Source organism: Arthrobacter sp. THG-b23 (genome assembly GCF_059091265.1).
Map to the genome: position 1 here is coordinate 184539 of NZ_JBNHGM010000004.1, position 25994 is coordinate 210532.

A 25994-nucleotide genomic window follows, 5' to 3' on the forward strand; every position below is an offset into this window, starting at 1 on the left:
GGCGGTCACAGCGCGCGCTTCCGCGGTCCGGGGACCTTGGCATCGGACTCGCGCAGGTACAGCGGCGTGGTGTCCGGCAGGGAAAGTCCCTTGTCCAGCCGGGCGACGGCGGTGCGGCCCAGCGCTTCGGCGGTGGGCTGGGTGCCGCTGTACTCGGTGACGGCCAGCAGTTGCTCCGGGTACAGCCCGGCGCCCATGCCGTAGGCCGGCAGGCGTGGCACGTCCGAGGGAGCGCCGACATGCGGGCCGTCGAGCAGTTCGTGCGTGCCGCCGGTGCTGCGGTAGCGCGCCCAGTACACTTCCTTGCGCCGGGCGTCGGTGGCCACAACGAACTCGTCCACGCCTGCGCGCCACGCGTCGGGTGCGGCGTCAACGGCGATGGCGTCCAGGCTCATCGCCCCGTGCAGCGGCTTGCCCCAGGCGAAGGCCAGCGCCCGTGCGGTGGCGATGCCGGAGCGCAGGCCGGTAAACGGTCCCGGGCCCACACCCACCACCAAGGCGTCGATGTCGGCGCCGGTGACGTCCGCCGTCGTCATGATCTTGCTGATCCCGAGGGCCAGCACCTCGGCGTGCGTGCGCGTGTCCTCGGTGGCGAACGCGGCCAGGGTCTCTCCTTGTCCGGCCAGCAATGCGGCGCTGGCGATGGCGGAGGTATCAATGGAGAGAATCAGCACGGATCAATTTTACTTGAGGTACGCGGCGTGCCTTTCGGGCGCGCAACGGGGACGGGTCAGGCCGCGGCCAGGCCCACTCCGCGGCCGCGGCGGGCCGGCCGTGGCTGCGCAGACCGGGCGGTCACGCCGGCGGTGGGCCGGCGATGTTGACCAGCCAGTGGATACCGAACTTGTCCGTGCACATGCCGAAGGTGTCGCCCCAGGGCGCTTTTTGCAGCGGCTCGGTGACGTCGGCGCCGTCGATCAGCTTGTCCCAGTAGCCGCGCAGTTCGGCCTCGTTGTCGCCGCTGAGCGAGAGGGAGTGGCTGGACCCGGGGGTGTACTCCATGGTGGCGGGGGTGTCCGCGGCCATGAGCACCAGACCGCGCTCGGTGGACAGTTGCGAGTGCATGATCTTATCGATCTCCGCCGGGTCGTCGCTGGCCTGGAAGTCGCCGAAGGTGTTCAGCGTCAGTTCCCCGCCGAACACCGAATGGTAGAACGTCATGGCTTCCCTGGCCTGGTCGCGGAATCCCAGGTACGGGTTCAGCTTGGTCTCCATGGCGGGCCTCCTCGTGGTCTGATGACGCCATCGATTATGGACCTGCACCGGGAGGCAGTGAAGACCGCGGGCTCCCGCAGGGTCCCTGCCCCGCAAAATTCGCGCGCCGCGAGGCACCCGGCTGCGCGCCAAGCCGGGCGCTGCCTCCGCGCCCGGCGAGGCGGGGCCCCTGCGGCTCAGGCAAACATGTAGGCGGCCCAGCGCGGCCCGTAGGCGGCCATGCGGATCAGCCGCGGCTCGCCGTCGTCGGGCTCTTCGAAATCCAGCACGACGCCGGTGCTCCGCCGCGCTCCCGCGGCACCCTCCGCGCCGCCCGGCCCGGCTGTGTCGCCCGTCCCGGCTGCCTCGGCCGGCGCCGCACCGTGCGGCCCGCCCGGCGCGGCGCCCCCGGCGGGCCGGTTCGCCAGGTCTGCCCCGGTGGCCCGGACCAGCGAGATGTCCAGCCAGCTGTCGGAGAGGTGCTCCACCCGGCCGCGGCCCCACTCCACCACAGTCACGGCCTGATCCATGGTGTTCTCCAGGTCGATGTCGTCGATCTCGCCGTCGGACTGCAGCCGGTAGGCATCCACGTGGACCAGGTCCGGCCCGCCGTTCATGCTGGGGTGGCTGCGGACCAGCACGAAGGTGGGGGAAATGATACCGGGGCGGACTCCGAGTCCTTCCCCCAGCCCTTGGGTGAAGGTGGTTTTCCCCGCCCCCAACCCGCCGCTGAGCACCACCAGGTCGCCGGCGCGCAGGATCCTGCCCAGCCTGGCGGCCAGCGCCTGCGTTTCCTCGGCCGAGGCCACCTGGAACTCGCGCTCCCACACCGGGGAGGCCGGTTGCTGCTGCATCATGGAAGGTGCTCCCCCTGTCCGGTCGGCGTCGTCCTTCATGCCAGTACCGCGCCGGGATCCCCGGCGCTGTCGGTGTTCCGGTCGTCGATCGCCGCCAGCGCTGCCCGGACCTGGGCCGCCGCCGCTGCCTGCTCGGCCGCGGACGGCGTGAGTGCGGGTGCCTCGGCCGCCGGGGCGTCCTCCCCGTCGCTCTCCGGGTCGTCGGCGGTTCCGGTGTAGTAGCGCGGGACGCGCTGGCTGACGCGGGTAACAATCTCGTAGTTGATGGTGCCGGCTCCCGCCGCCCAGTCCTGGGCGTCCGGGACGTCCCGGCCCGGGCCGAAAAGGACCACTTCCTCGCCCACGAGGTCTTCGGCGTCGTTGGTCCCCAGGTCCACCACGAACTGGTCCATGGCCACCCGGCCGACCACGTCATAGCGGCGGCCGCCGATGGACACCTGGACGTTGGTGGCGCTGCGCGGGATGCCGTCCGCGTAGCCCAGCGGCACCAGCACCAGCGTGGTCGGTCCGGAGGTCAGGTAGCTCAGCCCGTAGGAGACGCCCTGGCCACTGGGCACCTGTTTGCAGTTGGCCACCCGTGCGCGCAACGTCATGGCCGGAACCAGCCCGAGTTCCTCCGGGGCCTGCCCTTCGAACGGCGAGAGCCCGTAGATGCCCAGGCCCACGCGGACCATGTCGAAGTGCGCGTCCGGGCGGCTGAGCGTACCGGGCGTGTTGGCCAAATGGCGGACCTCCAGGTCCAGCCCGGCGTTCTCGGCCACCGCCACCGCCTCGCGGAAGCGGTCCACCTGCTCGTCGGTCTCCGGCCGGTGCGGTTCGTCGGCGACCGCCAGGTGGGAGAAGACGCCGACCACCCGCAACAGCCCCTGCTCCTGGTACTCCACGGCCCGGTTGATCAGGTCCTCCCAGAGCGCCGGCGGGCAGCCGTTGCGGCCCAGCCCGGTATCGATCTTCAGGTGCACGCGTGCCGGCCGTTCCAGTTGCCGGGCGGCCTTGACCACCGGCTCCAGCTCCCAGCCGGAAACGCCGACGTCGATCCCCGCCTCAATGCCCGCGGCGAAGTCCGTGTCCGGGGTGTGCAGCCAGGCCAGGATGGGCGCATCGATGCCCGCGGCACGCAGGGCCAGCCCCTCCGTGAAGTGGGCGACGCCCAGCCAGGACGCACCCGCTTCCAGGGCGGCCCGGGCCACCGGGACCGCTCCGTGGCCGTAGGCGTCCGCCTTGACCACGGCCATCACGCGGGCCGGCGCCGCGACCTCGCGCAGGTGCCGCACGTTGGCGCGGATGGCGGCCAGGTTGATCACGGCTTGGCGGTCATAGGGCAAAGGTGACGTTGTAGAGCTCACGGATCCATTCTCCCATCCGAAGCATGCTTCGGGCTGAAGGCCTGCGCCACGGAGCGGAATGCACCGGATCAAACGCCCCGGCCAAAGATTCTCGGCCGGGCCAGCCGCCAGGGCCTGTGGTTGGCCCTTGCTGGCACAATACAAGCAAGGGCCGCGTCCCGGGCTCCGGGCGGCCGATCGTTATCCAATGTCAATCGTTCGGGGGAAGCAGTGGCAACACTTGCCATACTGGGCGGCGGCGGGTTTCGGGTGCCGCTGGTCTACCGCGCGCTCGCCAACGGATCCGCGGCCTCCCTGGTGGACCGGCTGGTGCTCCACGATGTAGACGCAGGCCGGCAGCGGGCGATCGTCCGGGTGCTGGAAGATGCGCCCCTGCCCGGGGGCGGCCGCCCGCCGAAAATCGAGTCCGCCCGTGACCTGGATGGTGCGCTGGCCGGCGCCGACGTCGTCTTTTCGGCCATCCGTCCCGGCGGCACCCTGGGCAGGACGCTGGACGAACGCGTGGCAACCCGGCTGAACCTGCTGGGCCAGGAGACCACCGGAGCCGCCGGGATAGCCTCCGGCCTGCGCGCCGTCCCCGCCGCCCTGCACATCGCACGGCGGATGCGCGAGCTCAGCCCCGGCGCGTGGCTGATCAACTTCACCAACCCCGCCGGGCTGGTCACCGAAGCCATGCTGCCGCTGCTGGGCCATCGGGCGGTCGGGATTTGCGACACGCCCATGGGGCTGGTCACGCGTGCGGCGAAGGCCGCGGGTGCAAGGTTGCGCCGCGGCTCGTTGGCGGGCGTGGACTATGTGGGCCTCAACCATCTGGGTTGGCTGCGCGGACTGGAGCACCGGGGCCGGGACCTGCTTCCCGGTTTGCTCGACGACCCGGGGCTGCTCCAGTCGTTCGAAGAGGGCCGGATTTTCGGCACGCGGGAGCTGCAGGTGCTCGGCGCCATTCCGAATGCCTACCTGTTCTATTACTACTTCCGCCGGGAGGCCACCCTGGCGTTGGCCGGCGCCGCCCAGACCCGCGGCGAGTCCATCCACGAATTGCAGCAGGAGCTGTACGCCCGCCTGCAGGCTTCCGGCACCCCGTACGCGGACTGGGAGAACGCCCTGCGGCGCCGCGAGGAGAACTATTTGTCCGAAGCCCGCGAGATCGGCGTCTCGCGCGATGAACAGGATGCGGCGGCCGGCGGCTACGAACACGTGGCCTTGGACGTGATGCGCGCCCTGCTCTCCGGCGAGCGCACCGAGCTGATCCTCAACGTCCGCAACGCCGGCACCATCCCGCAGCTGCCGGACGACGCCGTGGTCGAGGTGCCGTCGGTGGTCGATGCGGGCGGCGCCCGCCCCCTGCCGGTGAAGCCGCTGACCTTGCATCAGGCCGGACTGATGACACAGATCAAGGCAGTGGAGCAGGAGGTCATCCGGGGCGGGCAGGGTGACCGCACGGCGGCCCTCCGGGCCTTCATGTTCCACCCGCTGATTACCTCCGGCCACGTGGCCCACCGCCTGCTTGAGGCCTACGAACAGGCCCACGGATACCGCTGGAGCTGAAAGGGGCCTGAAGCATGCCCACCGAGGACGACGTGCGCCGCCTCTGCCTGGCCCTGCCCGGCGTCACCGAGCGGCCAAGCTGGGGCCAGCCCGCCTGGTTCGCCAAGTCGCTGATGGCCCGGATCTGGGAGCGGGGCGTGCTGACCGTCAAGTCCGATGAGCGGGAAGCCCTGGCCGCAACTGCCCCGGACGTCTTCTTCTGGACCCCGCACCACGAGCGTTCGCCGCTGCTGGTGCTGATGCGCCTGGAGAAAGTCGAGCCCGACCATCTCGAAGAATTGCTCGACGAATCGTTCCGGCTCGCCGGAGGCCGGCACCGTCGGTGACCGACGCTGCCGGCCGCCGGCGAGGACCAGGCGCGCCCGGGACTTAGCGCACTCCGGCGGGCTGTGCCTCGGCCTGCTCGGGCCGGCGGGTGTGCTGCGCCAGGTTGGCGCCCTCCACATCCACGTCCGGGAGGATCCTGTCCAGCCACGCCGGCATCCACCAGGCGGCCTTGCCGAACAGGTGCATCGCCGCCGGGATCAGCGTCATGCGCACCACGAACGCGTCCAGCAGCACGCCCAGGGCCAGCGCGAAGCCGATCGGCCGGACCATGGTCAGGTGGGAGAAGATGAACCCGGCGAACACGGAGACCATAATGATCGCCGCGGCCGTGACCACTTTGGCACCGTGGTTGAAGCCGCTGACCACGGCGGCCCTGGCGTCCTCGCCGTGCGCGTAGGATTCGCGCATGCCGGAGACCAGGAACATCTGGTAGTCCATCGCCAGGCCGAACAGGACGCCGATCATGATCATCGGCAGGAAGCTCAGGATCGGTCCGGGGTCGTGGACGTCGAAGATGCCGCCCAGCCAGCCCCACTGGTAGATCGCCACCACGGCGCCGAAGCTGGCACCGAGTGACAGCAGGAACCCGGCGGTGGCCAGCAGCGGCACCAGGATGGAGCGGAAGACCAGCAGCAGCAGGATCAGCGAGAGCCCGATCACGATGGCCAGGTAGACCGGCATGGCGTCCGCCAGCTTGTCGGAGACATCGATCTGCATCGGCGGCTGCCCGGTCACCGAGAGTCCGACGCCGGTATTCTGCTCGAGTGTGCCCGCCTGCGCCCGCAGGTTGTGGACCAGCTCCTCGGTGCTTTCGGCCGCCGGGCCTTCTGCGGGAATGACCTGCAGGACGGCGGTGCGCCCGTCCCCGCTGGTGCCGGTCGGAACGGCTGCGGCGACGTGGTCCATCGCGCGCAGCTCCTGGGAGAGCCGCAGCAGCGTCTCGTCCGTCTCCGTGCCTTCCAGGCCCGCCGGGAGGTCGGCCACCACGATCAGCGGACCGTTGATTCCCTCGCCGAAGCTCTCGCCCAGCTGCCGGTAGGACTGGTAGGCCGTCGAGTCCGCAGGCTCGGAGCTGCCGTCCGGCAGGCCAAGCCGCAGCTCGGCGGCCGGTACCGCCATCACGCCGAGCACCGCCACGCCGGCGATCAGCGCGAGCCACGGGTGCTTCGTGACCGACTTGCCCCAGCTGCGCTTGGGGTCGTTGTGGAAGTCTGCTTCGCGCGCCGAAGCCTCCGCGCCGGCGGCGACCGGGCCGGGCAGGCCGGCCTTGGCCCACGCCCGTGTGGAGAGAATGCGCCTGCCCATGATGGCCAGCATCGCCGGGGTCAGGGTCAAGGCGACGACGACGGCGACCGCCACGGTTGCGGCTCCGGCCAGTCCCAGCACCGTCAGGAACGGGATGCCCGGCACCGCCAGCGCGGCCAGGGCGATGATCACGGTGAGGCCGGCGAAGAGCACTGCGTTGCCGGCGGTTCCGGTGGCGCGGCCGATCGATTCGATCAGCGGCACGCCGGAGAGCAGCTGGGTGCGGTGGCGGTTGACGATGAACAGGGAGTAGTCGATGCCCACGGCCAGGCCCAGCATCAGCGCCAGCACCGGCGAGACGGAGCTCATCTCGATGACACCGCTGAGCGCCATGGTGCAGCCCACGCCGACCCCGACGCCGACGAGCGCCATCAGCAGCGGCAGCCCGGCCGCGATGAGCGTGCCGAGCATCAGCACCAGCACGGCGGCGGCCACGGCGATGCCGATGATCTCGGCAGCTCCGAACAGGCTGGAGATGTCTTCGACGATGTCCTTGCTGTACTCCGCCCGCAGCCCCGGCACCAGACCGGCCTCGGTGACCCGCTGGACCTGTTCGCGGTCCTCCTTGGAAACCTCCATCATGCCCTGTTCGAACTGGACCTGGACGAACGCGGCCGCACCGTCCTCGGAGACGAACCGCAGCCCCTCCGAGGACTGCTGTCGCAGCTTCCCCGCCTCCAGATCGGCGACGCCTGACTCGTACTCCGCCCGACCGTCTGCCAGCCGCTGTTCGGCTTCCGCCAACCGGGCCTGGGCCGTTTCCAGCTGCGCACGCTGCGGCTCCAGCCGGGCACGTGCCTGCTCGGCCATCGCCGCCTGGCCGGATGCCTCCAGCTGCCCGATCTGCGCCTCGGCCGCCTTTAACTGCTGCAGGCCCGGCTCCAGTTGCGCCTTGCCCGCATCCAGCTCGGCCTGGGCGTCGTCCAGCCGTTGCGCGGCGGCTGCCAGCTTCTCTTCGCCGGCGGCGATGGTCTGTGGCGCACTGTCCAGGGCGGCCTGCAGTTCGACAGGGTCTGTGGCGTTTTTGACCGCGTCCAGATGTGTCAGGTCCGCGGAGATCCCCGCAATGGCGTCCTCCTGCCCGGCGGTGAACGCCCGGCCGTCCGCCGTCGTGAACACGATGGTGCCGAGCCCGCCCGCGGCGGCCGGCATTTTCTCCCGCAGTTCGTCCGCCACCGCCTGGGCGGGGGTGCCGGGAATGGTGAAGCTGTTGGAGAGGGTGCCCATGAAGGCCGCGACGGATCCGCCGACGGCGACCATCACCACCAGCCACGCGGAGACGAACCACCAGCGTTTCCGCGCGGCGAGTTTGCCGAGCTTGTAGAGCAGCGAAGCCATGGGGTCAGTCCTTGGGACGGGGGTTGAAGCCGGTGCGCAGCATGTCAAGGCTCTCGAGCAACTGCTGGCGGAAGGCCGACGGTTCCGGCGCCTCGCCGGCGGGGGTCTGGGTGGCGGCCATGCGCATGGCCGCCTGCGCGCAGGCGATCAGCGAACCGGCAAGCGCCGTGACCATCAGTTCGCCGGCGTTGTCCGGCAGCCGGGGGCGCAGGCCGTCTTCGAGCGACTGCCTGGCCTGGTTCCAGGCCTGCAGCTGCACGCGCTCCAACTGAGCGTCGTCGACACCCATCTGGTAGATCTCGCACAGCAGCGCGAGCCGGCCCTGGCTGATCTCCCCGCCGAAGGTGGCGAGGACCGCGTCCATGATCGGTTCGTCGTCCGGCCGCTCATCGAGCCGTTTGAAGGACTCGGCCAGGAACTCTTCAACCGGCCGCGTCACCGCCGCCTCGACGGAGGGGAAGTAGTTGAAGAAGGTCCGGCGCGACACGCCCGCCGCTGCTGCCACCTGGTCTGCCGTGAAGCCGCCCGGCCCCTGCTCCCTAGTCAGCCGCAGCGCGGCCGCGGTAATGGCGCCGCGCGTTGCCGCCTTGTTTCGTTCACGGAGCCCTTCCAACGGCACCGACGTTTCTGCACTCATCCGGCCAGTGTAGGGCTTAAATTGCACGCCATGCAAAGTTGCCTTCAATGCAGTTATTTCAGGCGGGGCCACATCCTCGGCTAAATTAGTGGGGTGTTCCCCCTCCCCCGGAGAACACCCCTGGCACCATTGCCGACGCCAACTAGTCTCCTAGGACGTTCATGTCTCCGCGCACTCTGTTCCGCACTGTCGCTTTCGCCGAAGCCGTGACGTGGACGCTGCTATTGCTGGCCCTGCTCCTGCGGGCGCTGGTGCCGGAGGCACGCCTAGCGGTCAGTATCGCGGGCGGCCTGCACGGCTTTGTCTTCCTCTGCTACGTCGTCAGCACCTGCTTTACGTGGGTGAACCAAAGGTGGTCTGCAGGCCGCGGCATCCTGGCCGTGGTCTCCGCCGCCATCCCGTACGCGACTATTCCCGTGGAGAAGTCGATGGACCGGCACGGCCTGCTCGGCGACGCATGGCGGCTGGGTGCCGGCGGTGAAGCGCCGCACGGTTTTCTCGAGAAGCTGCAGGCGGCCGTGCTCGCCCGCCCGGTGGCGGCCATCGCCGTCGTCGTAGTCGCCGTTGCCGCCGTCTTCGGCTTCCTGCTCTACATGGGTCCGCCGGATACCTGGTTCACCTAGGACTGGATCACCTCAGTGAGGAGCCGCCGGCGCCGTTTCGCGCCGGCGGCTCCTCTTGCCGTTAAGTGCTGTGGTGTCCCCAAGACGATGGGGAGGAACGCGAGATCCCGTCCCTTGCCGCCTTGGGTACCCCTGGCGGAATGATTTCCTTAAGGGTGATCTCCTAGTGGTGGCCGTTGTCGTGGTCGTCGCACCGGAACTTGACGCGGTCGCTCGACACCCATCCGTCGGCGCGGCTGTAGCTGACCGCCTTGTACGTCTTGCCGCACTTCAGGTCGTCGCCACGGACGGTGAAGTCGCCGTCATGGGTCCGGACGTAGAAATGATCCACGACCTTGTGCTTGGAAACGTTGATGATCCAGACATGGACGCGTTTCGCTTCGTAGTCCTCGCCCCTTACGCGGTAATCGCCGTCATCATAAATGCGCAGCGTCAGGGTAGCGTCGCCGTCGCCGTGGTCGCCTTTGTCTTCGTGGGAATGCGAAGCAGGCACCGCCACGCTGCCGGCACCGGCCGGTGCCGCGACGCCGATTGACGCGAGAAGTCCCAGGAGTACGCCGGTCACCATCAACCACACGCGCAGTCTTGCTGAAGTTTTCATTACTAAGAGTGCTTCCGTGCTTTTCCGGGAGGCCAGGAACGCGGAAGGCGCGTCCGCCTGTCATCGATGAACGGCCTGGCGGGCCCCCCGGGCTTCCTATCGCCGCTGCCGCTCACTGGTGCCGGAAGAACGACGGGACTGCCCCCGGCCCAACAGAAGTTACATGAGGTTGCCATCCCTCGGGAGGATCCTGCCTCCGGTGCCCCGCACCGTGCCCCAGCGGCGCGGTTGGCACGCTTACAGAGTAGTGGAAACAGGTATTTCCGGGTACCCCGTCACGCGGTTTTTCCTCGCTGGAATCCTTGGCCGGCGGATCGTTTACTCATCGTGGCGGGACCATCCGCCCCCTAGCCGTTCGGCTTCCAGATGTTGATGTCGGAGTCCACGGCGAACCGGTTGATCGCGTCGGCTTCCTCGGTCGTGAAGTCCAGTTTGGCCACGGCGGCGAGGCTGTCCTCCAGCTGCTGCACGCTTGAGGCCCCGATCAAGGCCGAGGCGACGGGGGCGCCCTTGGCTTGCCGGCGAAGCACCCAGGCGATGGCCAGCTGCGCCAATGACTGGCCTCGGTCGGCCGCCAGCTGGTTCAGGCCGCGGACGCGGTCCAGGTTTTCGTCGGAGAGCATCTGCGGGAACAGCGACTTGTCCTGCGCGGCGCGGGAGTCTTTGGGGATGCCGTTCAGGTAGCGGTCCGTGAGCATGCCTTGGGCCAGCGGCGAGAACGCGATGCAACCCATGCCTTCGTCCGCCAGGACTTCCAGCAGATTCGGGCTGCCGCCTTCCACCCAACGGTTGAGCATGGAGTACGACGGCTGGTGGATCAGCAGCGGGGTCCCCAGCGCGCGCATGATGCGTGCGGCTTCCCGGGTCTGCTCGGCCGTGTAGGAAGAGATGCCCGCGTACATGGCCTTGCCGGAGCGGACGGCTTGGTCCAGTGCTCCCATCGTCTCTTCAAGCGGCGTGTTCGGGTCCGGCCGGTGGCTGTAGAAGATGTCCACGTAGTCCAGGCCCATCCGCTTCAGCGAGGCGTCCAGGCTGGAGAGCAGGTATTTGCGCGATCCCCACTCGCCGTACGGGCCGGGCCACATCAGGTAGCCGGCCTTGGTGGAGATCACCAGTTCGTCACGGTAGGGCAGGAAATCCTTGCGCATGTGCCGGCCGAAATTGGTTTCGGCGCTGCCCTCCGGCGGGCCGTAGTTGTTGGCCACGTCGAAGTGGGTCACACCGAGGTCGAAGGCCCGGCGCAGGATGGCGCCCTGCACTTCGAACGGCTTGTCGTCGCCGAAGTTGTGCCAGAGGCCCAGCGAGACGGCGGGCAGCTTCAGGCCGCTGCGGCCCACCCGGCGGTAGGGAATGTTCTGGTACCGGTTCTCTGCAGCCTCATACGCCATCCCCTCATCATGCCATTGTGAGGCTACCGGTCCCGACCGGTGATGATCCTGCCCACAACCGCGGGGAGGACGGCACCGATATTGGAGGCGGCCAAGGGTGCACCCGGCGACGACGACGGCGATGCCCGCCTTCCGGCGCGTCCGCCACGGCTCCCCGTCGCCGACGGCTGCAGCGGCGCTCCGCTGTCCCGCCTCGCAGTGCACCGCCCCGATGCCTCCGTCGCGGCGAGCCCGTGCAGGCAGGCGGCCATGGCAGCCACCACCGCACCGTGCTCGGCCGCGGCGAACCCGGCCGCGTCCAGGTCTTCGGTCCGGATGGTAGCGGCGAGCGCGCCGAGGATCCCGGCCAGGGTGTCGCCCGACCCTGCCGTGGCCAGCCATGCCGGCCCGTCGTCCTGGCTGAACAGGGCGCCGTCCGGTGCCGCGATCACCGTCACGGAGCCTTTGAGCAGCACGGTGGCCCCGGTGAGCCCGGCGGCCAGCGCGGCGAATTCTGCGGGTGCCGCTTCGATATGCTCCCGGTCGGTCTCCACGCCTTGGGCTTCGAGGATGCGCACCAGTTCGCCGGCGTGCGGCGTCAGGACCACCCGGGGCCCCAACTCCGCGGGCAGCACGTCGAACGCACCGGCATCGGCGATGACCGGCAGCCCGGAAGCCAGGGCGTCCCGGGCGCGCTGGCGCTGGTCGGGGTCGCCGTCGGTTCCCGGACCCACCAGCCACGCCTGGACATGGGAGTCGGCGACGGCATCCTGCGAGCAGACCGCTTCGGGAGTCAGCACGTTGATCTGGCGACAAACCTCGGTCGGGCCGAGATAGCGGACCATGCCCACACCGGTGGCGGACGCCGCCCCGGTCGCGAGCAGCGCCGCCCCGGGATAGGACGCAGATCCAGCGGCGACGCCGAGCACCCCGCGGGTGTACTTGTGGTCCGTGCGGCGCGGCACGGGCCACAATCGGGCCAGATCCCGCGCCTGAAGCCGCCGCAGCCGCGGTGCCGGAAGCAGTTGCCCGATGCCGATATCCACCGTTTCGACCCGGCCGGCGAGCGCCGCGGCGGGATCCAGCAACAGGCCGGACTTGGCGCCGCCGAAGGTGACCGTGAGGTCCGCCGGCAGTACGGGGTGGATCACCTCGCCGGTCCCGGCGTTGACGCCGCTGGGGAGGTCGCACGCCACGACGCGCGGGCGGCGACGGTGGCCCGGCCCGGACTCAAGGAGCGCCTGAACCAGTTCCCGGGCCGGTCCCCGCAGCGCCCCGGACGCGCCGGTGCCCAGAATCCCGTCGACCAGCACGTCGGCGGCGGAACAAGTCTCGGCTGCCTCGCGGATTGCCTGCGTCGCCTCCCGGAGCTCCGGACCCTCGGAACCCTCCGGAGCCTGGCGGGCCGGGTCCCCGCCGGTTGCTTCCGCCGCCAGCCGCAGCACCGATCCGCCTGCCCGCTCGAAGGCGGCCAACGCCCCCGCGTGTACCCGCTCCGCCGTGAGCACCGCCGTCGCCATGGCGCCGCGGCGGGCCGCCGAAGCAGCGGCGAAGAGGGCGTCGCCGCCGTTGTTGCCGCTGCCGGCCAGCACCACCAGCCGGGAACCATAGACCCGGCCCCGGACGCGCTTCAGTTCCCGGATGACGACGGCCGCCAGTCCGGCCGCGGCGCGGTCCATCAGCAGCGGTCCTTGCCCGGCGTCCAGCAGCGGCCGTTCGGCGGCGCGGATGTCCTCCGGAGACCAGGCGCGGATCATGCCATCCTCCCGGTTCAGCTGGCGGGGCCGCTGCGGACTATGGCGGCCGAGTGTGCCGGCAGCACCAGCCCGCCGGATGCCGCGGCGTCCCCGGACGCGGTCCCGGCCGTGCCGGCGTTGCCCCCGGCGGCGAGCGCCGCGCCGTCGTCGGTCGCAGTCCCGGCCGTGCCGGCGTTGCCCCCGACGGCGAGCGCCGCACCGTCGTCGGTCGCCAGGACCAGCGTGCCCGTCCCGGCGGGGAGCCGCCGCGGCTCGGCGGAGAAGTTGCAGCAGATCGCGAAGGAGCCCCGACGCAGGATCAGCCAGCCTTCCTCCGCTTGTGACTCTACGGACGCGGACGCGAAGTCCGGTTTTGTCAGCTCCGGATGCTGCTTCCGGAGGGCGATCAGCCGGGTGTAGAGCTCCAGGAGCCGGGCATGGTCGCCTGTTTGCGGCTCTGTCCAGTCCAGTTTGGAGTTGCGGAACGTCGCCGGGTCCTGCGGATCGGGCACTGCCTCCGGGTCCCAGCCCATCCGCTCGAACTCTTTGAGCCTGCCGGCAGAGGTCGCCTCGCCCAGCTCCGGTTCGGGATGGGAGGTGAAGAACTGCCAGGGCGTGGACGCGGCGAACTCCTCGCCCATGAAGATCATCGGCGTAAACGGTGACATCAGGTTCAGCACCGCGGCCAGCGCCAACTGCCCGTAGCCGAGGGTACCGGTGAGCCGGTCCCCGGCGGCACGGTTGCCGATCTGGTCGTGGTTCTGGGTGCAGACGACCAGTTGCCGGGCGGTTACCCGGTCCTTGTCGATCGGCCGGCCGTGGTGCCGTTCCCGGAACGAGGAGTAGCTGCCGTCGTGGAAGAAACCCTCCCGCAGCACCTTTTCCAGCGCTCCCAGGCCGGCAAAGTCGGCGTAGTAGCCGCTGGTTTCGCCGGTGAGGTTCACGTGCACGGCGTGGTGGAAGTCGTCGCTCCACTGGCCGGCCAGGCCATAGCCGTTCACGTCCCGGGACTCGATCAGCCGCGGGTTGTTGAGGTCGGACTCGGCGATCAGGAACAACGGCTTATCCAGCTCGGCGGCGCATTCGTCCGTCGCCGCCGCGATCTCCTCAAGGATGTGCACGGCGCGCTCGTCCCGCAGCGCATGCACCGCATCCAGACGCAGGCCGTCCACATGGTAGTCGCGGAACCACATCAGCACGTTGTCGATGATGAAGCGGCGGACCTCGTCCGAACCGGGTCCGTCCAGGTTCACGGACTCGCCCCAGGTGTTGGCGCTGCCGCTGCTCAAATATGGCCCGAACCGCGGCAGGTAGTTTCCGCTGGGACCCAGGTGGTTGTAGACCACGTCCTGGATGACGCCGATGCCGTTGGCGTGCGCGGCGTCCACGAACCGCTGGTAGGCGGCCGGCCCGCCGTAGCTTTCCTGCACGGCGTACCAGAGCACGCCGTCGTAGCCCCAGTTGTGCGTGCCGTTGAACGCGTTGACCGGCAGCAGTTCCACATAATCCACCCCGAGCTCGGCCAGGTAGTCGAGCTTGGCCGCGGCGGAATCCAGCGTGCCCTCAGAGGTGAACGTGCCGATATGCAGTTCGTAGATCACCCCGCCCAGTCCGGGGGAAACCCAGTCCTGGTCCTGCCATGGGTGGGCCCCGGCATCGAAGGTCCGGGACATGCCGTGGACCCCGTCCGGCTGGCGGCGCGACCGGGGATCCGGCAGCACCGCGTCCCCGCCGTCCAGCAGATAGCCGTAGTCGGTATCCCCCTCGGGCGCGGCGGCGGAGTCGCCCAGACGCCACCAGCCGGCGTGGTCGGGCCCCTGCATCGGCAGCCGTGCGGCGCCGGCCTGCAATTCCAGCCTGCCGGCGCGGGGCGCCCACACCGCGAAGTCCCGGCTCATGACGACTCCTCCTGTTCGCGCACCAGCAGCGCCACCGGCAGTTCCGCCAGCAACCCGGCCACCGGCAGGACGCCGTCGCAGGCGTGGCTCCGCCCGCTCAGCACATCGCGGTATTCTCCGGCGGGGAGGACGACGGCGGTGTCCCGCCACCCGCCGTCGCGCTGCAGCCGCACCGGCAGCCTGGTGGCCAGCGTGATGGCACCGCCGCGGTCGAAGCCGAACGCGTGGTCGGCGGCGGGGCCTTGTACCGGAATGGCCTCGTAGCCGGTGAACAGCTCCGGCCGGTCCCGGCGCAGCCGAAGGGCCCGGGCGACCACCAGCATCTTGGCCGCCGCGCCTTCGTCCACCGGCGGCGTCCCGTCCCGGTCCAGGTTGTCCAGCGCCTGAAGCCTGGCGTTGAAGTCCACCGGCCGGCGGTTGTCCGGGTCCACCAGCGAATGGTCCCAGAACTCGGTTCCCTGGTAGACATCGGGCACTCCGGGCATGGTCAGCTGGATGAGCTTGGCCGAGAGCGAGTTGCTCCAGCCGAACGGCTTGGTTTTCTCCGCCAGCCCGACCAGCAGCCGGTTCACCTCCGGGTCGTCGAAGGCCGCGTCCACGGCGGCGTGGAGTTGTTTTTCGAAGTCGGGGTCCGGGTCGATCCACGAGGTGCTGTTGCCCGCTTCCCGGGCGGCCTTCTCCGCGTACGCATGGGCACGTTCCCGGCTGAATGGCCAGGCGCCCAGCGCTGCCTGCCAGAGCAGGTCGGCGAACGGCAGGTCTCCGAAGGGTGCCAGCCGGTTGAGCTCCGCCAGCCACTCCGGCCACTGGTCCGCCAGTTCGGCGAGCACCGAGATGCGGGCCCGGGTGTCCTCGCTGCGCTTCGTGTCGTGGGTGGACAGGGCGGTCATGGCGAGCGGCAGTTCCTGCTGCCGGCGAATCAACCGGGTGTGGAGCTCGAACGGCTCCACCGCGAAGATCGACGGGTCCGCCCCCACCTCGTTCAGGGACGTCAGGCGCGTATAGCGGTAAAACGCGGTGTCTTCCACTCCCTTGGCCATCACCATGCCGGAGGTCTGCTGGAACCGCACCGCGAGTTCGGTGAGCACCCCCTGCGGATGCAGCAGCGGCAGCAGGATGGTGACGGCTTCGGCCAGGTCCGGGCGGCGGACCTGGGCGGCGATCCCGGCTTCCTCCAGGTACTGCGCGCCGACCGGCAGGTAGCTCCGGTATACCGGGAAGCAGCTGAGCAGTTCGGCGATCGCATCCGCCGCCGTCTCGAAGTCCAGGCCGGCGCCGGCCGGAACCAGCCGGGCCAGGCGCAGCACCTCGGAGCGCAGGATACCGTCGGCGATGCCCCGCTTGGTGTCGTGGATCATGTGCTTGTACGGCTGGACGGGGGCCGCGTCGGTGAGTCGTTCCCGCCCGTCGGGATCGACCAGCAGCCGGTCCACGTCCGCCAGCGCGTCGTACCCAGTGGTGCCCGCGCAGGCCCAGTCGGCCGGCAGCTCCTCCCCCGGCTCCAGGATCTTCTCTACCAGGACGTAGGCGCCGCCGGTCAGCTCCTGCAGCCGCTGGAGATAGCCCTTCGGGTCCGCCAGCCCGTCGGGATGGTCCACGCGCAGCCCGTCGACCAGACCTTCGTCGAACCAGCGCTTGATCTCGGCGTGGGACTCATCGAAGACCCACGGCACCTCCACCCGGACTCCGGCCAGGGAGTTGACGCCAAAGAACCGGCGGTAATTGAGTTCGGCATCGGCCCGCCGCCAGTTCACCAGCTGGTAGTGCTGGCGTTCATGGACTTCGCGGGCAGTAGCGCCGTCGTCGCCGGTCCCCTCGGCTATGGGGAAGCGGTGGTCGTAGTAGCGCAGCTCCCCGCCGGCCAGTTCCAACGCCTCGAGCTCCGCGTCGCCGTCGCCCAGCACGGGAAGCCGGAGCTTGCCGCCGCCGGCGTCCCAGTCGATGTCGAACGCTTCGGCATAGCGCGACCCGCGGCCCTCGGACAGCAGCGACCACCACCAGCGGTTGTTGGCCGCAGTGGCCACACCCATGTGGTTCGGCACGATGTCCACCAGGACGCCCATCCCGGCCTTCCGTGCGGCGGCAGAGAGGGTCCGCAGTCCGTCGATCCCGCCCCGGGCAGGATCCACCGCGCCGAAGTCGACCACATCGTAGCCGTGATCGGAACCCGGCTCCGCGGTCAGAAGGGGCGACAGGTACACCCAGTCGATGCCGAGCCTGCGCAGGTAGGGCAGCAGCCCGGCGGCGTCATACAGCGTGAACGATTCCCTGATCTGCAGTCGGTAGGTCGACGCCGGGGCCCTCATCCTTTCGCCTGCCCCTGCTCGGCCCCGGCGGCCTGCTGCCCGGGTTCCCCGGCCGGCTCGGCCCCGGCCGTCCGCTCCGCCTCGGCCGTCCGCTCCGCCTCGGCCATCGCGGCAACGGAGGCGGCGACAGAGTGGTCTGGCTCTTCTTCCGGCGCCGTGTGGGCCTTCAGGACCACCGTGGACTTGGCGGCAACCGGCACCTTCGTACCGGCCTTCAGCGGGCCGGGCAGGTGCTCGCCGCCGGCCGTGTCGATGATGATGTCCCAGGCGGCTGAATATTCCACCGGCGGCAACACGAACGGCACCTCGTCGTCGGCAGCGTTGAAGTACACCAGGAAATGCTCATCGGTGATCCGTTGCCCGCGGTCGTCGCGCCCACGGATGCCCTGGCCGTTGAGGAAGACGCCGATGCAGCGGCCGAGGGCCTCGTCCCAGTCCTCGGGCTCCATCGGTGTTCCCTCCGTGGTGAGCCAGACAACGTCGCTCAACGGCTCGCCCTGGCCCCGGCGGACCGGCTTCCCGTCGAAGAACAACCGCCGCCGGAAGGTCGGGTGCTCGGCCCGCAACCGGTTGATGGTGGCGACGAACTCGAGCAGCGGCTGGTCCATGTTGTTCCAGTCCACCCAGGACAGCTCCGAGTCCTGGCAGTACACGTTGTTGTTGCCCTGCTGCGTACGTCCCAGCTCATCCCCGTGCGCGATCATCGGCACGCCCTGGCTCAGCAGCAGGGTGGCCAGGAAGTTCCGCTGCTGGCGGGCGCGCAGGGTGAGGACCGCCGGGTCATCGGTGGGTCCCTCCACTCCGCAGTTCCACGAGCGGTTGTGCGATTCGCCGTCGTTATTGTCTTCGCCGTTGGCCTCGTTGTGTTTCTCGTTGTAGGACACCAGGTCCCGCAACGTGAACCCGTCATGGGCGGTGACGAAGTTGATGGAGGCAACCGGGCGCCGCCCGGTGGCCTCGTACAGGTCCGAGGAGCCGGTGATGCGCGAGGCGAATTCGCCCAGGGTGGAGGGTTCGCCCCGCCAAAAATCGCGGACGGTGTCCCGGTACTGGCCATTCCACTCGGTCCACAGGGGCGGGAAGTTGCCCACCTGGTAGCCGCCCGGACCGATGTCCCAGGGTTCGGCGATGAGTTTGGTTTGGGACACGATCGGATCCTGCTGCACCATTTCGAAGAAGGTCGACAGCCGGTCCACGTCGTAGAACTCGCGGGCCAGGGTGGAGGCCAGGTCGAAGCGGAATCCGTCCACGTGCATCTCCGACGCCCAATAGCGCAGCGAGTCCATCAGCAGCTGCAGCGAATGGGGATGGCGCACGTTCAGCGAATTTCCCGTGCCGGTGTAGTCCATGTAGTACTGCTGCTGGTCCTCGACCAGCCGGTAGTAGGCCGCGTTGTCGAGTCCGCGGAAGGACAGCGTCGGGCCCAGGTGGTTGCCCTCGGCCGTGTGATTGTACACGACGTCGAGGATCACCTCGATGCCGGCAAGATGCAGTTCCCGGACCATCGCCTTGAACTCCTGCACCTGCTGCCCGGTATCGCCGGAGGAACAATACGTGTTCTGCGGCGCGAAGAAGCCGATGGTGTTGTAGCCCCAGTAGTTGGAGAGTCCCTTCTCCTGGAGCGTGCTGTCGTTGACGAACTGGTGGACCGGCATCAGCTCGATGGCGGTGACGCCCAGCTTCTGCAGGTGCCCGATGACCGCCGGATGCGCGATGCCGGCGTAGGTGCCGCGCTGTTCTTCCGGGATTTCCGGGTGCAGCTGGGTCAGGCCCTTCACGTGGGCTTCGTAAATCACCGAGCGGTGGTAGGGCGTGCGCGGCTTGCGGTCGCCGTCCCAATCAAAGAACGGGTTGACGACGACGCCGAGCATCATGTGCCCCGCCGAGTCCTCGTCGTTGCGGGAATCCTCGTCCCCGAAGTTGTAGCCGAACAGTGGCTGGGCCCAGTCGATCTGGCCGCTGACGGCCTTCGCGTAGGGGTCCAGCAGCAGCTTGTTCACATTGCAGCGCTGCCCTTGGCCCGGGTCGTAAGGCCCGTCCACGCGGAAGCCGTACTTCTGGCCCGGCTGGACTTGCGGAAGGTAGCAGTGCCATACGTAGCCGTCGACGTCCTTGAGTTCGATCCTCGTCTCGGCGCCGTCGTCGTCGAACAGGCACAGGAAAACGGCCTCCGCTGCTTCGCTGAACACGGCGAAATTGGTGCCGTTGCCGTCATACGTGGCACCCAACGGATAGGCGTCTCCCGGCCAAACTTCCATGTGCAAACTCCTGATGATCGGTTATGGTCCCTGATCCCTTCATACCCCATGGTCCCGACAATGGATATCCTCGGTTGTCCGCCTGGCGGGCAATTCGAGACGGCGCGGCAGGCGGTTCCTGCCATCGGCCCGGTGCTCGTTGCGTTGGACACACGGCGCGGTGGTCAACCCTTGACGCCCACCCGGCCCCGGCGGCATCACCGGGCCTGCCCAATGGTTTCAACCACTGTCGGGGGGACCAATGCGGGCGTATTGTTGAGCTACCATCAGGTTCTCGTGAGGCAGGGCTGGCCATGACTGGCAGCGATTCGACTGGCAGCGATTCCGGTTCCAGAGGCGTTGTCTCCCGGCGCCAATTCACGACGGCGACGGCCCTCACGGTGCTCGGCGCGGCAGGCCTGCTGGGCGGCAGCCTGCCCCGCGCCGCAACCGCCCCCGGTCCCGGCGGTCCGCTGGCACTCAGCCTCGCGGCGGCGGTCATCAACAGGGTTTACCGCATCACCGCCCGTGAAAGGGCGCGGGTCACGGACGCGCCCAAGCACGAGTTCCGGGGCTTCTGGCTCTCCACCGTGCTGAACATCGACTGGCCCTCACGCCCCGGCTTGGCGGCGGCCAATCAGCAGGCCGAACTGCGCAACTGGCTGGACCTTGCCCGCAGCCGAAACCTGAACGCCGTGCTGCTGCAGGTCCGCCCCGCAGCCGACGTCTTCTGGCCGTCGACCGCGGGAGAGCCCTGGTCCCGCTATCTGACCGGCACCCAGGGACGGAATCCAGGTTACGATCCGCTGGCCTACGCGATCAGCCAGGCGCATGCGCGCAACCTGCACCTGCACGCGTGGTTTAACCCGTTCCGCGTGTCCATGACGGCGGACCCGGCGGACCTGATCTCCTGGCATCCGGCGCGGAAAAACCCGAGCTGGACTTTCGCCTACGGTGGCCGGCGCTATTACAACCCGGGCATCCCCGCCGTCCGCAGCTACATCATCAAGGTGATCACCGAGGTTGTGGCCAAGTACGACGTCGACGGCATCCACCTCGATGACTATTTCTATCCCTACCCGGTCGCGGGGCAAAGCATCCCGGACTCCGCTGCCTACACTGCCCACCGGCTGGCCGGCGAGAGCGTGGCGAACTTCCGGCGGCGCAGCGTCAATACTTTCGTCCGCGACCTCAGCGCCGCGATATATGCGGCCAAACCGCGGATGCTGTTCGGCATCAGCCCGTTTGGGATCTGGCGCAACCGATCGACGGATAGTTTGGGCTCCGCTACCTCCGGCCTGCAGAGCTACGACGCCACGTTCGCCGACTCCCGGCTCTGGGTGAAGCAAGGCTGGCTGGACTACGTGGTCCCGCAGCTGTACTGGCACCAAGGCAATGCGGCTGCGGATTACAACACGCTGGTGAATTGGTGGGCGGCCCAGGTGAACGGCACCGTCTGCAAGCTCTACATCGGGGAGGCGGCCTACAAGGTGGGCGACCCCGCCCAGGGGGCCGACTGGCAGGACCCCCGCGAGCTGTACAACCACACGGCGAAGTGCCGGGCAACGCCGGGGGTGAGAGGCCAGGTCTACTTCTCCGCCAAGTCCGTCCGGGCCAATCGGCTGGACAGCATCGGCCTCGTCAAGGACAAGTTCTACCGGCGCGTGGCGATGACTCCGGTGATGTCCCATCTGGGCGCCCAGCGTCCCTACGCGCCGCTGATCACCAGCGCCCGGTGGAGCGGATCCGGCGTCGAGCTCATCTGGCGGGGTGCAACGAGCGGGACGCTGCCCCGGCACTATGCCATCTACCGCTGGGAGTCCACGGGCGCCGAGGCGGCGTTCATTCCCTCGCAAGCGGGAGCCCTCCGGCGCGTGCATCGCCGCCGCGGCAATCCCGAGAGGTTCGTGGACACGGGCGCCGTGCGGGGACGCACGTATTGGTACGTTGTGGTCGGCATGAGCGATCTCATGGTCGAATCGGCCGCGGCATCCGCCATCTTCATACGAGCCTGATGCTTTGGAGGAAGCCATGACGCCCGCCTCCCCTCCAGATGGCGATCAGGACCTTGTCCTGCTGGAGACTCTTGCCCGCCGGTTTTCGGATGACCCGCTGGTCGAAAGCGGCACGATGTTCCGCAGTCCAGGCCTGAGGGTGGGTGGAAAGATCTTCGCGTTCCTCGGTCACGACGACCGCCTGATCGTGAAGGTTCCGCGGCACCGCGCGGAAGAGTTTGTTGCTTCCGGAGCGGCGGAACCGGTCACCATGGGAAAGAGGACCATGAAGGAATGGGTCGCTTTCCCTGCCACGGCCAACAATTCGCCGGCGACCGAGCAGCTGTGGCTCAGTGTCGTCGACGAGGCCTATGCGTACGTCAAGAGCCTGGGCGGCAACTGATGGCCGGCCACCGGAACAATGGGCGGACCCTCCCCCGCCGTGCCGAATAGCCCAGGAGTCACCGTGGCGAAGCTGCTGTATTCCGCAATCATGTCTCTCGACGGCTACATTGCCGACCAGGACGGCAACTTCGACTGGAGCGTCCCCGACGAGGAGGTGCACTCCTTCGTCAATGACCTGGAACGACGCGTAGGCACCTATCTCTTCGGGCGCCGCATGTACGAGGTCATGGTCGTCTGGGAAACCGTGCCCACGGCGCCGGACGTCGCGCCGGTGGAACGGGACTTCGCCGAGTCGTGGCTGCGGAAGGACAAGGTCGTCTATTCCCGAACCCTAGAGAAGGCCTCAAGCGCCCGCACACGGATCGAGCGGGACTTCGAGCCGGAGGCCGTGCGGCGCATGAAGGCAGCGGCGTCGGCGGACCTGAGCATCAGCGGGCCCGGCCTCGCCAGCCACGCGTTCAAGGCAGGTCTGGTGGATGAATGCTTGTTTTTTGTTTCGCCGGTCGTGGTGGGGGGCGGGAAGCGCTTTCTGGCCGAGGACCTGAAAGTGGGCCTCGAGCTGCTGGACGAGCGTCGCTTCGGCAACGGCGTCGTGTACCTGCACTATCGGGTGGCAAGTTAGCCGCCTCAACGGGGCGTCCGCCAGCCGGCCGCTACTTCTCGGCGACCGCCATGGCTGTCGCCAGATCGCCGTCGTGGCTCATGGACAGGTGCCAGAACTTCACGCCCTTGGCCGCCGAGGCCGCGGCCACCGTGCCGGTAAATTCCGGGTACGGGTCTCCGCCCGCGTCGACGCAGATGGTGCAGTCCTGCCAGTTCATGCCGGACGGGGCGCCCAGTGCCTTGGCAATCGCTTCCTTGGCAGCGAAGCGGGCGGCCAGGGACCGGGTGTTGAGTTCCCGCTCGGCCGGCGTGAACAGTCGCTCGAGCAAAGCCGGGGTGCGCTGCAGCTGCCGGCGGAACCTGGAAACTTCCACCACGTCCACGCCGATGCCCACGATCATTTTTCGGCTCCCGCCCGAACGGACCACGGCGAGCGGGCACACCGCGGTGCCAGCACCGGCTCCCCCGTGGAGATCAGGGTGCACCGCACGGGCGGCACGGACAGCAGCCGGACGCGCCGCCGCAGCGCCGCCCGGCGGGCGCGGACGCGACGCTTCGGAACCGAGCAGTCCCCGATCCTGTTGTACGGAGCTCGGGGCGCTGCAAAGAGTAATCGGGTGGACATGCCTGCCAAATGCCTATTACTCGACGGTGACGCTCTTGGCCAGGTTGCGCGGCTGGTCCACGTCGTAGCCCTTGGCCGTCGCGAGTGCGCAGGCGAAGATCTGCAGCGGGACCGTGGTCAGCAGCGGAGCCAGCAGCGTCGGCGTCTCGGGAACGTAGAAGACGAACTCCGCAAAGTCCTTGACCGCGTCGTCGCCCGCCTCGGCGATGACAATGGTTTTGGCACCGCGGGCGCGGATCTCCTGGATGTTCGAGACGACCTTGGCGTGCAGCGAGTTGCGGCCGCGCGGGGAAGGCACCACCACGAAGACCGGCTGGCCTTCCTCGATCAGGGCGATCGGGCCGTGCTTGAGCTCGCCCGCGGCGAAGCCTTCGGCGTGGATGTAGGCCAGCTCCTTCAGCTTCAGCGCGCCCTCCATGGCGACGGGGAAGCCAACATGCCGGCCCAGGAACAGGACCGACTTGGTCTCGGCCATCCGCACGGCCAGGTCCTTGATGTCCTGGGCGTTGTCCAGCACGCTCTGGATCTTCGCCGGGATCTTGCCCAGGTCGGCCAGGATGTCCTTGATCTCGCCCTGGAACTTGTTCCCGCGCAGCTGCGCCAGGTAGAGGCCCAGCAGGTAGGCGGCGGTGATCTGCGCCAGGAAGGCCTTCGTCGAGGCGACGGCGATCTCGGGTCCGGCGTGCGTGTAGAGCACGGCGTCGGCCTCGCGCGGGATGGTGGAACCGTTGGTGTTGCAGATCGCCAGGACCTTGGCTCCCTGCTCCTTGGCGTACCGGACGGCCATCAGGGTGTCCATGGTCTCGCCGGACTGGGAAATTGCCACGATCAGGGTGTTGGCATCCACGATCGGGTCCCGGTAACGGAACTCGTGCGAAAGTTCCACCTCCACCGGAATACGGCACCAGTGCTCGATCGCGTACTTCGCCACCTGGCCGGCGTAGGCCGACGTTCCGCAGGCCAGCACAATAATCTTGTTGGCGGTCTTGAGCAGTTCCGGGTCGATCCGCAGCTCATCCAGGGTCAACCGGCCGTGCAGGTCCGAACGGCCCAGCAGGGTCTGGCCGACCGCCTCGGGCTGGTCGTTGATTTCCTTCTCCATGAAGGACGGGTAGCCACCCTTCTCCGCGGCAGCGGCGTCCCAGTTCACCTCGAATTCGGTGCCCTTGGCGGGATTGCCGAAGAAGTCGGTGATCTCGAAGGAGTCGGGGGTGATGGTGACGATCTGGTCCTGCTCCAGCTCCACGGCGCGGCGGGTGAAGTCGATGAAGCCGGAGACATCGGAGCCCAGGAAGTTTTCACCCTCGCCCAGTCCGACGACGAGCGGCGAGTTACGGCGCGCGGCGACGACGACGTCGGGCTGGTCCTGGTGGATGGCCAGCAGCGTGAAGGCGCCCTCCAGCTTCTGGCAGGCGAGCTGCATGGCCTTGGACAGGGTCGCAGTGGCGGGATCCTCCGCGACCAGGGAACGGTAGAGGTCCCCGAGCAGCACGGCGGCCACTTCGGTGTCTGTTTCCGAGCGCAGCGTGTGGCCCTTGGCGAGCATGGAGGCACGGATCTCGGCGAAGTTCTCGATGATGCCGTTGTGAATCACGGCGAGCTTGTCGTCATCGGCCAGGTGCGGGTGCGCGTTTTCGTCGGTGGGTCCGCCGTGCGTGGCCCAGCGGGTGTGGCCGATGCCGGTCAGCGACTCGGGCAGCGGGTCGGACTCGAGCTCGCCCAGCAGATTGCTCAGCTTGCCCGACTTCTTCCGCGCCTCGATACCGTCACTGGAGATGACCGCCACCCCCGCGGAATCGTAACCGCGGTATTCCAGGCGGCGAAGGCCCTCGAGAACGACGTCCAGGGCGCTGTGATCAGCAGCGCTGACTCCGGCCCCGCCGTCGCGGCGGCCAACATAACCTACGATTCCACACATGGGGTTAAGGGTACCTGCCCGCGGGACCGTCACAGACAGCGCGTTCCACATGCCATCCCGGCGGCGCCTGCGGCGGGGGCCGGGGCAAACACGGCGCGCCGCTGTGGTGCGCCTTTTGGGATTTGATTCCCGCAGCAGGCACAATTCATAGGTGACTGATGCGACACCGAAGACGACGGCGTCCAACGGTGAGAGTAACTTCACACCATTCGTTGAGCTGGACCGGCAGACCTGGTCCCGGCTGTCCAACGAGATTGAACAGCCCCTGGACCAGGACGATATCGAGCGACTCCGGGGCCTGGGTGATGCCCTGAACCTGGACGAAGTCCGCGAGGTGTACCTGCCGCTCTCCCGGCTGCTCAACCTGTATGTGGGCGCGGCCGGCGAGCTGCACAAGGCCACCACCACATTCCTGGGCGAAACCAGCCGACGCACGCCGTTCGTGATCGGCGTGGCCGGATCGGTCGCCGTCGGGAAGTCCACCACTGCCCGCGTGCTGCGCGAGATGCTGCGCCGCTGGCCGGACACCCCGAACGTTGAGCTGGTCACCACCGACGGTTTCCTCTACCCCAACGCGGAACTGGCCCGGCGCGGGCTGATGGAGCGCAAGGGCTTCCCCGAGTCCTACGACCAGCGCGCGCTGCTGCGGTTCGTGTCCGAGGTGAAGTCCGGAGCCGAGGAAGTGCATGCCCCTTGGTACTCGCACCTGACCTACGACATCGTGCCGGACAAGGAAGTGGTGGTCCACCGCCCGGATGTGTTGATCGTGGAGGGGCTGAACGTCCTGGCTCCCGCGCGCCCGCGGGCGGACGGACGCACCGGGCTGGCGCTCAGCGACTTCTTCGATTTCTCCATTTATGTGGATGCCAAGACCTCCTATATTGAGCAGTGGTACGTCAACCGCTTCCACAAGCTGCGGCGGACGTCCTTCACGGATCCGGAATCCTATTTCCACCGCTACGCCTCGCTCACGGACGACGAGGCCACCGAGACGGCGCTGGGGATCTGGCGCCGGATTAATGAACCGAACTTGAGGGAGAACGTGTTGCCGACACGCGGGCGGGCGCAACTGGTGCTCACCAAGGATGCGGACCACTCGATCCGCAGAATGCTGCTGCGGAAAACCTGA

21 protein-coding genes are annotated in these 25994 nt (G+C 68.6%); 7 read left to right on the forward strand and 14 right to left on the reverse strand.

Annotated elements, in window-relative coordinates:
* Positions 1-5: 5 nt before the first annotated feature.
* The 4 genes from tsaB to alr all read right to left on the reverse strand — a co-directional run bounded on the left by tsaB (position 6) and on the right by alr (position 3397).
* Entirely contained in the window at positions 6-674 is a 669-nt protein-coding gene (gene tsaB / locus AC5RVD_RS09800) for a tRNA (adenosine(37)-N6)-threonylcarbamoyltransferase complex dimerization subunit type 1 TsaB (protein ID WP_494121890.1), read from the reverse strand.
* A 121-nt stretch (positions 675-795) separates the two neighbouring features.
* Positions 796-1215 carry a VOC family protein gene (locus AC5RVD_RS09805; RefSeq protein ID WP_494126822.1) on the reverse strand — a complete coding sequence of 140 codons (420 nt, stop codon included), beginning with the start codon at positions 1213-1215 and terminating at the stop codon, positions 796-798.
* A gap of 176 nt (positions 1216-1391) precedes the next feature.
* Entirely contained in the window at positions 1392-2051 is a 660-nt protein-coding gene (gene tsaE, locus AC5RVD_RS09810; protein ID WP_494126823.1) for a tRNA (adenosine(37)-N6)-threonylcarbamoyltransferase complex ATPase subunit type 1 TsaE, read from the reverse strand.
* 35 nt (positions 2052-2086) lie between these two features.
* Positions 2087-3397 (reverse strand): alanine racemase, encoded by a 1311-nt coding sequence (gene alr / locus AC5RVD_RS09815; RefSeq protein WP_494126824.1) that lies wholly within the window; start codon positions 3395-3397, stop codon positions 2087-2089.
* Between the two features lie 210 nt (positions 3398-3607).
* On the opposite strand from alr, the gene AC5RVD_RS09820 reads away from it, so the two are divergent.
* Both AC5RVD_RS09820 and AC5RVD_RS09825 read left to right on the forward strand, forming a co-directional pair.
* Positions 3608-4945: a family 4 glycosyl hydrolase gene (locus tag AC5RVD_RS09820; protein WP_494126825.1), complete on the forward strand. Its 1338-nt coding sequence runs from the start codon at positions 3608-3610 to the stop codon at positions 4943-4945.
* A 14-nt stretch (positions 4946-4959) separates the two neighbouring features.
* Entirely contained in the window at positions 4960-5271 is a 312-nt protein-coding gene (locus AC5RVD_RS09825; protein WP_494126826.1) for an MmcQ/YjbR family DNA-binding protein, read from the forward strand.
* Between the two features lie 43 nt (positions 5272-5314).
* Here AC5RVD_RS09825 and AC5RVD_RS09830 read toward each other — a convergent pair whose 3' ends face one another.
* Complete coding sequence (locus AC5RVD_RS09830; RefSeq protein ID WP_494126827.1) at positions 5315-7915, reverse strand: MMPL family transporter; 2601 nt, start codon at positions 7913-7915, stop codon at positions 5315-5317.
* A gap of 4 nt (positions 7916-7919) precedes the next feature.
* Complete coding sequence (locus tag AC5RVD_RS09835) at positions 7920-8552, reverse strand: TetR family transcriptional regulator (protein WP_494113823.1); 633 nt, start codon at positions 8550-8552, stop codon at positions 7920-7922.
* Between the two features lie 161 nt (positions 8553-8713).
* Here AC5RVD_RS09835 and AC5RVD_RS09840 point away from each other — a divergent pair, with 161 nt between their 5' ends.
* On the forward strand, positions 8714-9175 hold the full coding sequence (locus AC5RVD_RS09840; protein ID WP_494113822.1) for a DUF3817 domain-containing protein: 462 nt from the start codon (positions 8714-8716) through the stop codon (positions 9173-9175).
* 163 nt (positions 9176-9338) lie between these two features.
* On the opposite strand, the gene AC5RVD_RS09845 is transcribed toward AC5RVD_RS09840, so the two are convergent.
* The 6 genes from AC5RVD_RS09845 to glgX all read right to left on the reverse strand — a co-directional run bounded on the left by AC5RVD_RS09845 (position 9339) and on the right by glgX (position 19341).
* A complete protein-coding gene (locus AC5RVD_RS09845; protein ID WP_494113821.1) occupies positions 9339-9776 on the reverse strand; it encodes a hypothetical protein in 438 nt (145 codons plus the stop codon).
* A 347-nt stretch (positions 9777-10123) separates the two neighbouring features.
* The gene (mgrA, locus tag AC5RVD_RS09850; protein WP_494126828.1) at positions 10124-11164 is read right to left on the reverse strand and encodes an L-glyceraldehyde 3-phosphate reductase; all 1041 of its coding nucleotides are present in this window, start codon (positions 11162-11164) and stop codon (positions 10124-10126) included.
* Between the two features lie 23 nt (positions 11165-11187).
* Positions 11188-12900, reverse strand: a complete 1713-nt coding sequence (locus tag AC5RVD_RS09855) for a bifunctional ADP-dependent NAD(P)H-hydrate dehydratase/NAD(P)H-hydrate epimerase (protein WP_494126829.1) — start codon at positions 12898-12900, stop codon at positions 11188-11190.
* Between the two features lie 14 nt (positions 12901-12914).
* Positions 12915-14777 carry a malto-oligosyltrehalose trehalohydrolase gene (gene treZ, locus AC5RVD_RS09860; protein ID WP_494126830.1) on the reverse strand — a complete coding sequence of 621 codons (1863 nt, stop codon included), beginning with the start codon at positions 14775-14777 and terminating at the stop codon, positions 12915-12917.
* Positions 14774-17083: a malto-oligosyltrehalose synthase gene (gene treY / locus AC5RVD_RS09865; RefSeq protein ID WP_494113460.1), complete on the reverse strand. Its 2310-nt coding sequence runs from the start codon at positions 17081-17083 to the stop codon at positions 14774-14776. Before treY ends, treZ begins: the two co-directional genes overlap by 4 nt.
* The gene (gene glgX / locus AC5RVD_RS09870; protein WP_494113461.1) at positions 17080-19341 is read right to left on the reverse strand and encodes a glycogen debranching protein GlgX; all 2262 of its coding nucleotides are present in this window, start codon (positions 19339-19341) and stop codon (positions 17080-17082) included. Before glgX ends, treY begins: the two co-directional genes overlap by 4 nt.
* A gap of 293 nt (positions 19342-19634) precedes the next feature.
* On the opposite strand from glgX, the gene AC5RVD_RS09875 reads away from it, so the two are divergent.
* From AC5RVD_RS09875 to AC5RVD_RS09885, 3 genes are all read left to right on the forward strand, one after another.
* On the forward strand, positions 19635-21335 hold the full coding sequence (locus AC5RVD_RS09875) for a glycoside hydrolase family 10-like protein (RefSeq protein ID WP_494126831.1): 1701 nt from the start codon (positions 19635-19637) through the stop codon (positions 21333-21335).
* 16 nt (positions 21336-21351) lie between these two features.
* Positions 21352-21717, forward strand: coding sequence for a TfoX/Sxy family protein (locus AC5RVD_RS09880; RefSeq protein ID WP_494126832.1), 366 nt, complete (start codon positions 21352-21354; stop codon positions 21715-21717).
* A gap of 63 nt (positions 21718-21780) precedes the next feature.
* Entirely contained in the window at positions 21781-22341 is a 561-nt protein-coding gene (locus tag AC5RVD_RS09885; protein ID WP_494126833.1) for a dihydrofolate reductase family protein, read from the forward strand.
* A gap of 31 nt (positions 22342-22372) precedes the next feature.
* Here the strand turns inward: AC5RVD_RS09885 and AC5RVD_RS09890 are convergent, their stop codons facing one another.
* Positions 22373-22723 (reverse strand): holo-ACP synthase, encoded by a 351-nt coding sequence (locus AC5RVD_RS09890; RefSeq protein ID WP_493988942.1) that lies wholly within the window; start codon positions 22721-22723, stop codon positions 22373-22375.
* A gap of 240 nt (positions 22724-22963) precedes the next feature.
* Positions 22964-24865, reverse strand: a complete 1902-nt coding sequence (gene glmS, locus AC5RVD_RS09895; RefSeq protein ID WP_494113466.1) for a glutamine--fructose-6-phosphate transaminase (isomerizing) — start codon at positions 24863-24865, stop codon at positions 22964-22966.
* A 151-nt stretch (positions 24866-25016) separates the two neighbouring features.
* Here glmS and coaA point away from each other — a divergent pair, with 151 nt between their 5' ends.
* On the forward strand, positions 25017-25994 hold the full coding sequence (gene coaA, locus AC5RVD_RS09900) for a type I pantothenate kinase (RefSeq protein ID WP_493988940.1): 978 nt from the start codon (positions 25017-25019) through the stop codon (positions 25992-25994).

What these genes read in the sequence shown, in the direction of transcription:
- AC5RVD_RS09855 (WP_494126829.1), bottom strand. Translation starts at nt 12,900, where the DNA reads ATGATCCGCGCCTGGTCTCCGGAGGACATCCGCGCCGCCGAACGGCCG.
- AC5RVD_RS09880 (WP_494126832.1), top strand. Translation starts at nt 21,352, where the DNA reads ATGACGCCCGCCTCCCCTCCAGATGGCGATCAGGACCTTGTCCTGCTG.
- AC5RVD_RS09830 (WP_494126827.1), bottom strand. Translation starts at nt 7,915, where the DNA reads ATGGCTTCGCTGCTCTACAAGCTCGGCAAACTCGCCGCGCGGAAACGC.
- AC5RVD_RS09890 (WP_493988942.1), bottom strand. Translation starts at nt 22,723, where the DNA reads ATGATCGTGGGCATCGGCGTGGACGTGGTGGAAGTTTCCAGGTTCCGC.
- AC5RVD_RS09875 (WP_494126831.1), top strand. Translation starts at nt 19,635, where the DNA reads ATGACTGGCAGCGATTCGACTGGCAGCGATTCCGGTTCCAGAGGCGTT.
- tsaE (WP_494126823.1), bottom strand. Translation starts at nt 2,051, where the DNA reads ATGATGCAGCAGCAACCGGCCTCCCCGGTGTGGGAGCGCGAGTTCCAG.
- treY (WP_494113460.1), bottom strand. Translation starts at nt 17,083, where the DNA reads ATGAGGGCCCCGGCGTCGACCTACCGACTGCAGATCAGGGAATCGTTC.
- AC5RVD_RS09840 (WP_494113822.1), top strand. Translation starts at nt 8,714, where the DNA reads ATGTCTCCGCGCACTCTGTTCCGCACTGTCGCTTTCGCCGAAGCCGTG.
- glgX (WP_494113461.1), bottom strand. Translation starts at nt 19,341, where the DNA reads ATGGAAGTTTGGCCGGGAGACGCCTATCCGTTGGGTGCCACGTATGAC.
- treZ (WP_494126830.1), bottom strand. Translation starts at nt 14,777, where the DNA reads ATGAGCCGGGACTTCGCGGTGTGGGCGCCCCGCGCCGGCAGGCTGGAA.
- AC5RVD_RS09805 (WP_494126822.1), bottom strand. Translation starts at nt 1,215, where the DNA reads ATGGAGACCAAGCTGAACCCGTACCTGGGATTCCGCGACCAGGCCAGG.
- AC5RVD_RS09845 (WP_494113821.1), bottom strand. Translation starts at nt 9,776, where the DNA reads ATGAAAACTTCAGCAAGACTGCGCGTGTGGTTGATGGTGACCGGCGTA.
- glmS (WP_494113466.1), bottom strand. Translation starts at nt 24,865, where the DNA reads ATGTGTGGAATCGTAGGTTATGTTGGCCGCCGCGACGGCGGGGCCGGA.
- AC5RVD_RS09835 (WP_494113823.1), bottom strand. Translation starts at nt 8,552, where the DNA reads ATGAGTGCAGAAACGTCGGTGCCGTTGGAAGGGCTCCGTGAACGAAAC.
- mgrA (WP_494126828.1), bottom strand. Translation starts at nt 11,164, where the DNA reads ATGGCGTATGAGGCTGCAGAGAACCGGTACCAGAACATTCCCTACCGC.
- AC5RVD_RS09825 (WP_494126826.1), top strand. Translation starts at nt 4,960, where the DNA reads ATGCCCACCGAGGACGACGTGCGCCGCCTCTGCCTGGCCCTGCCCGGC.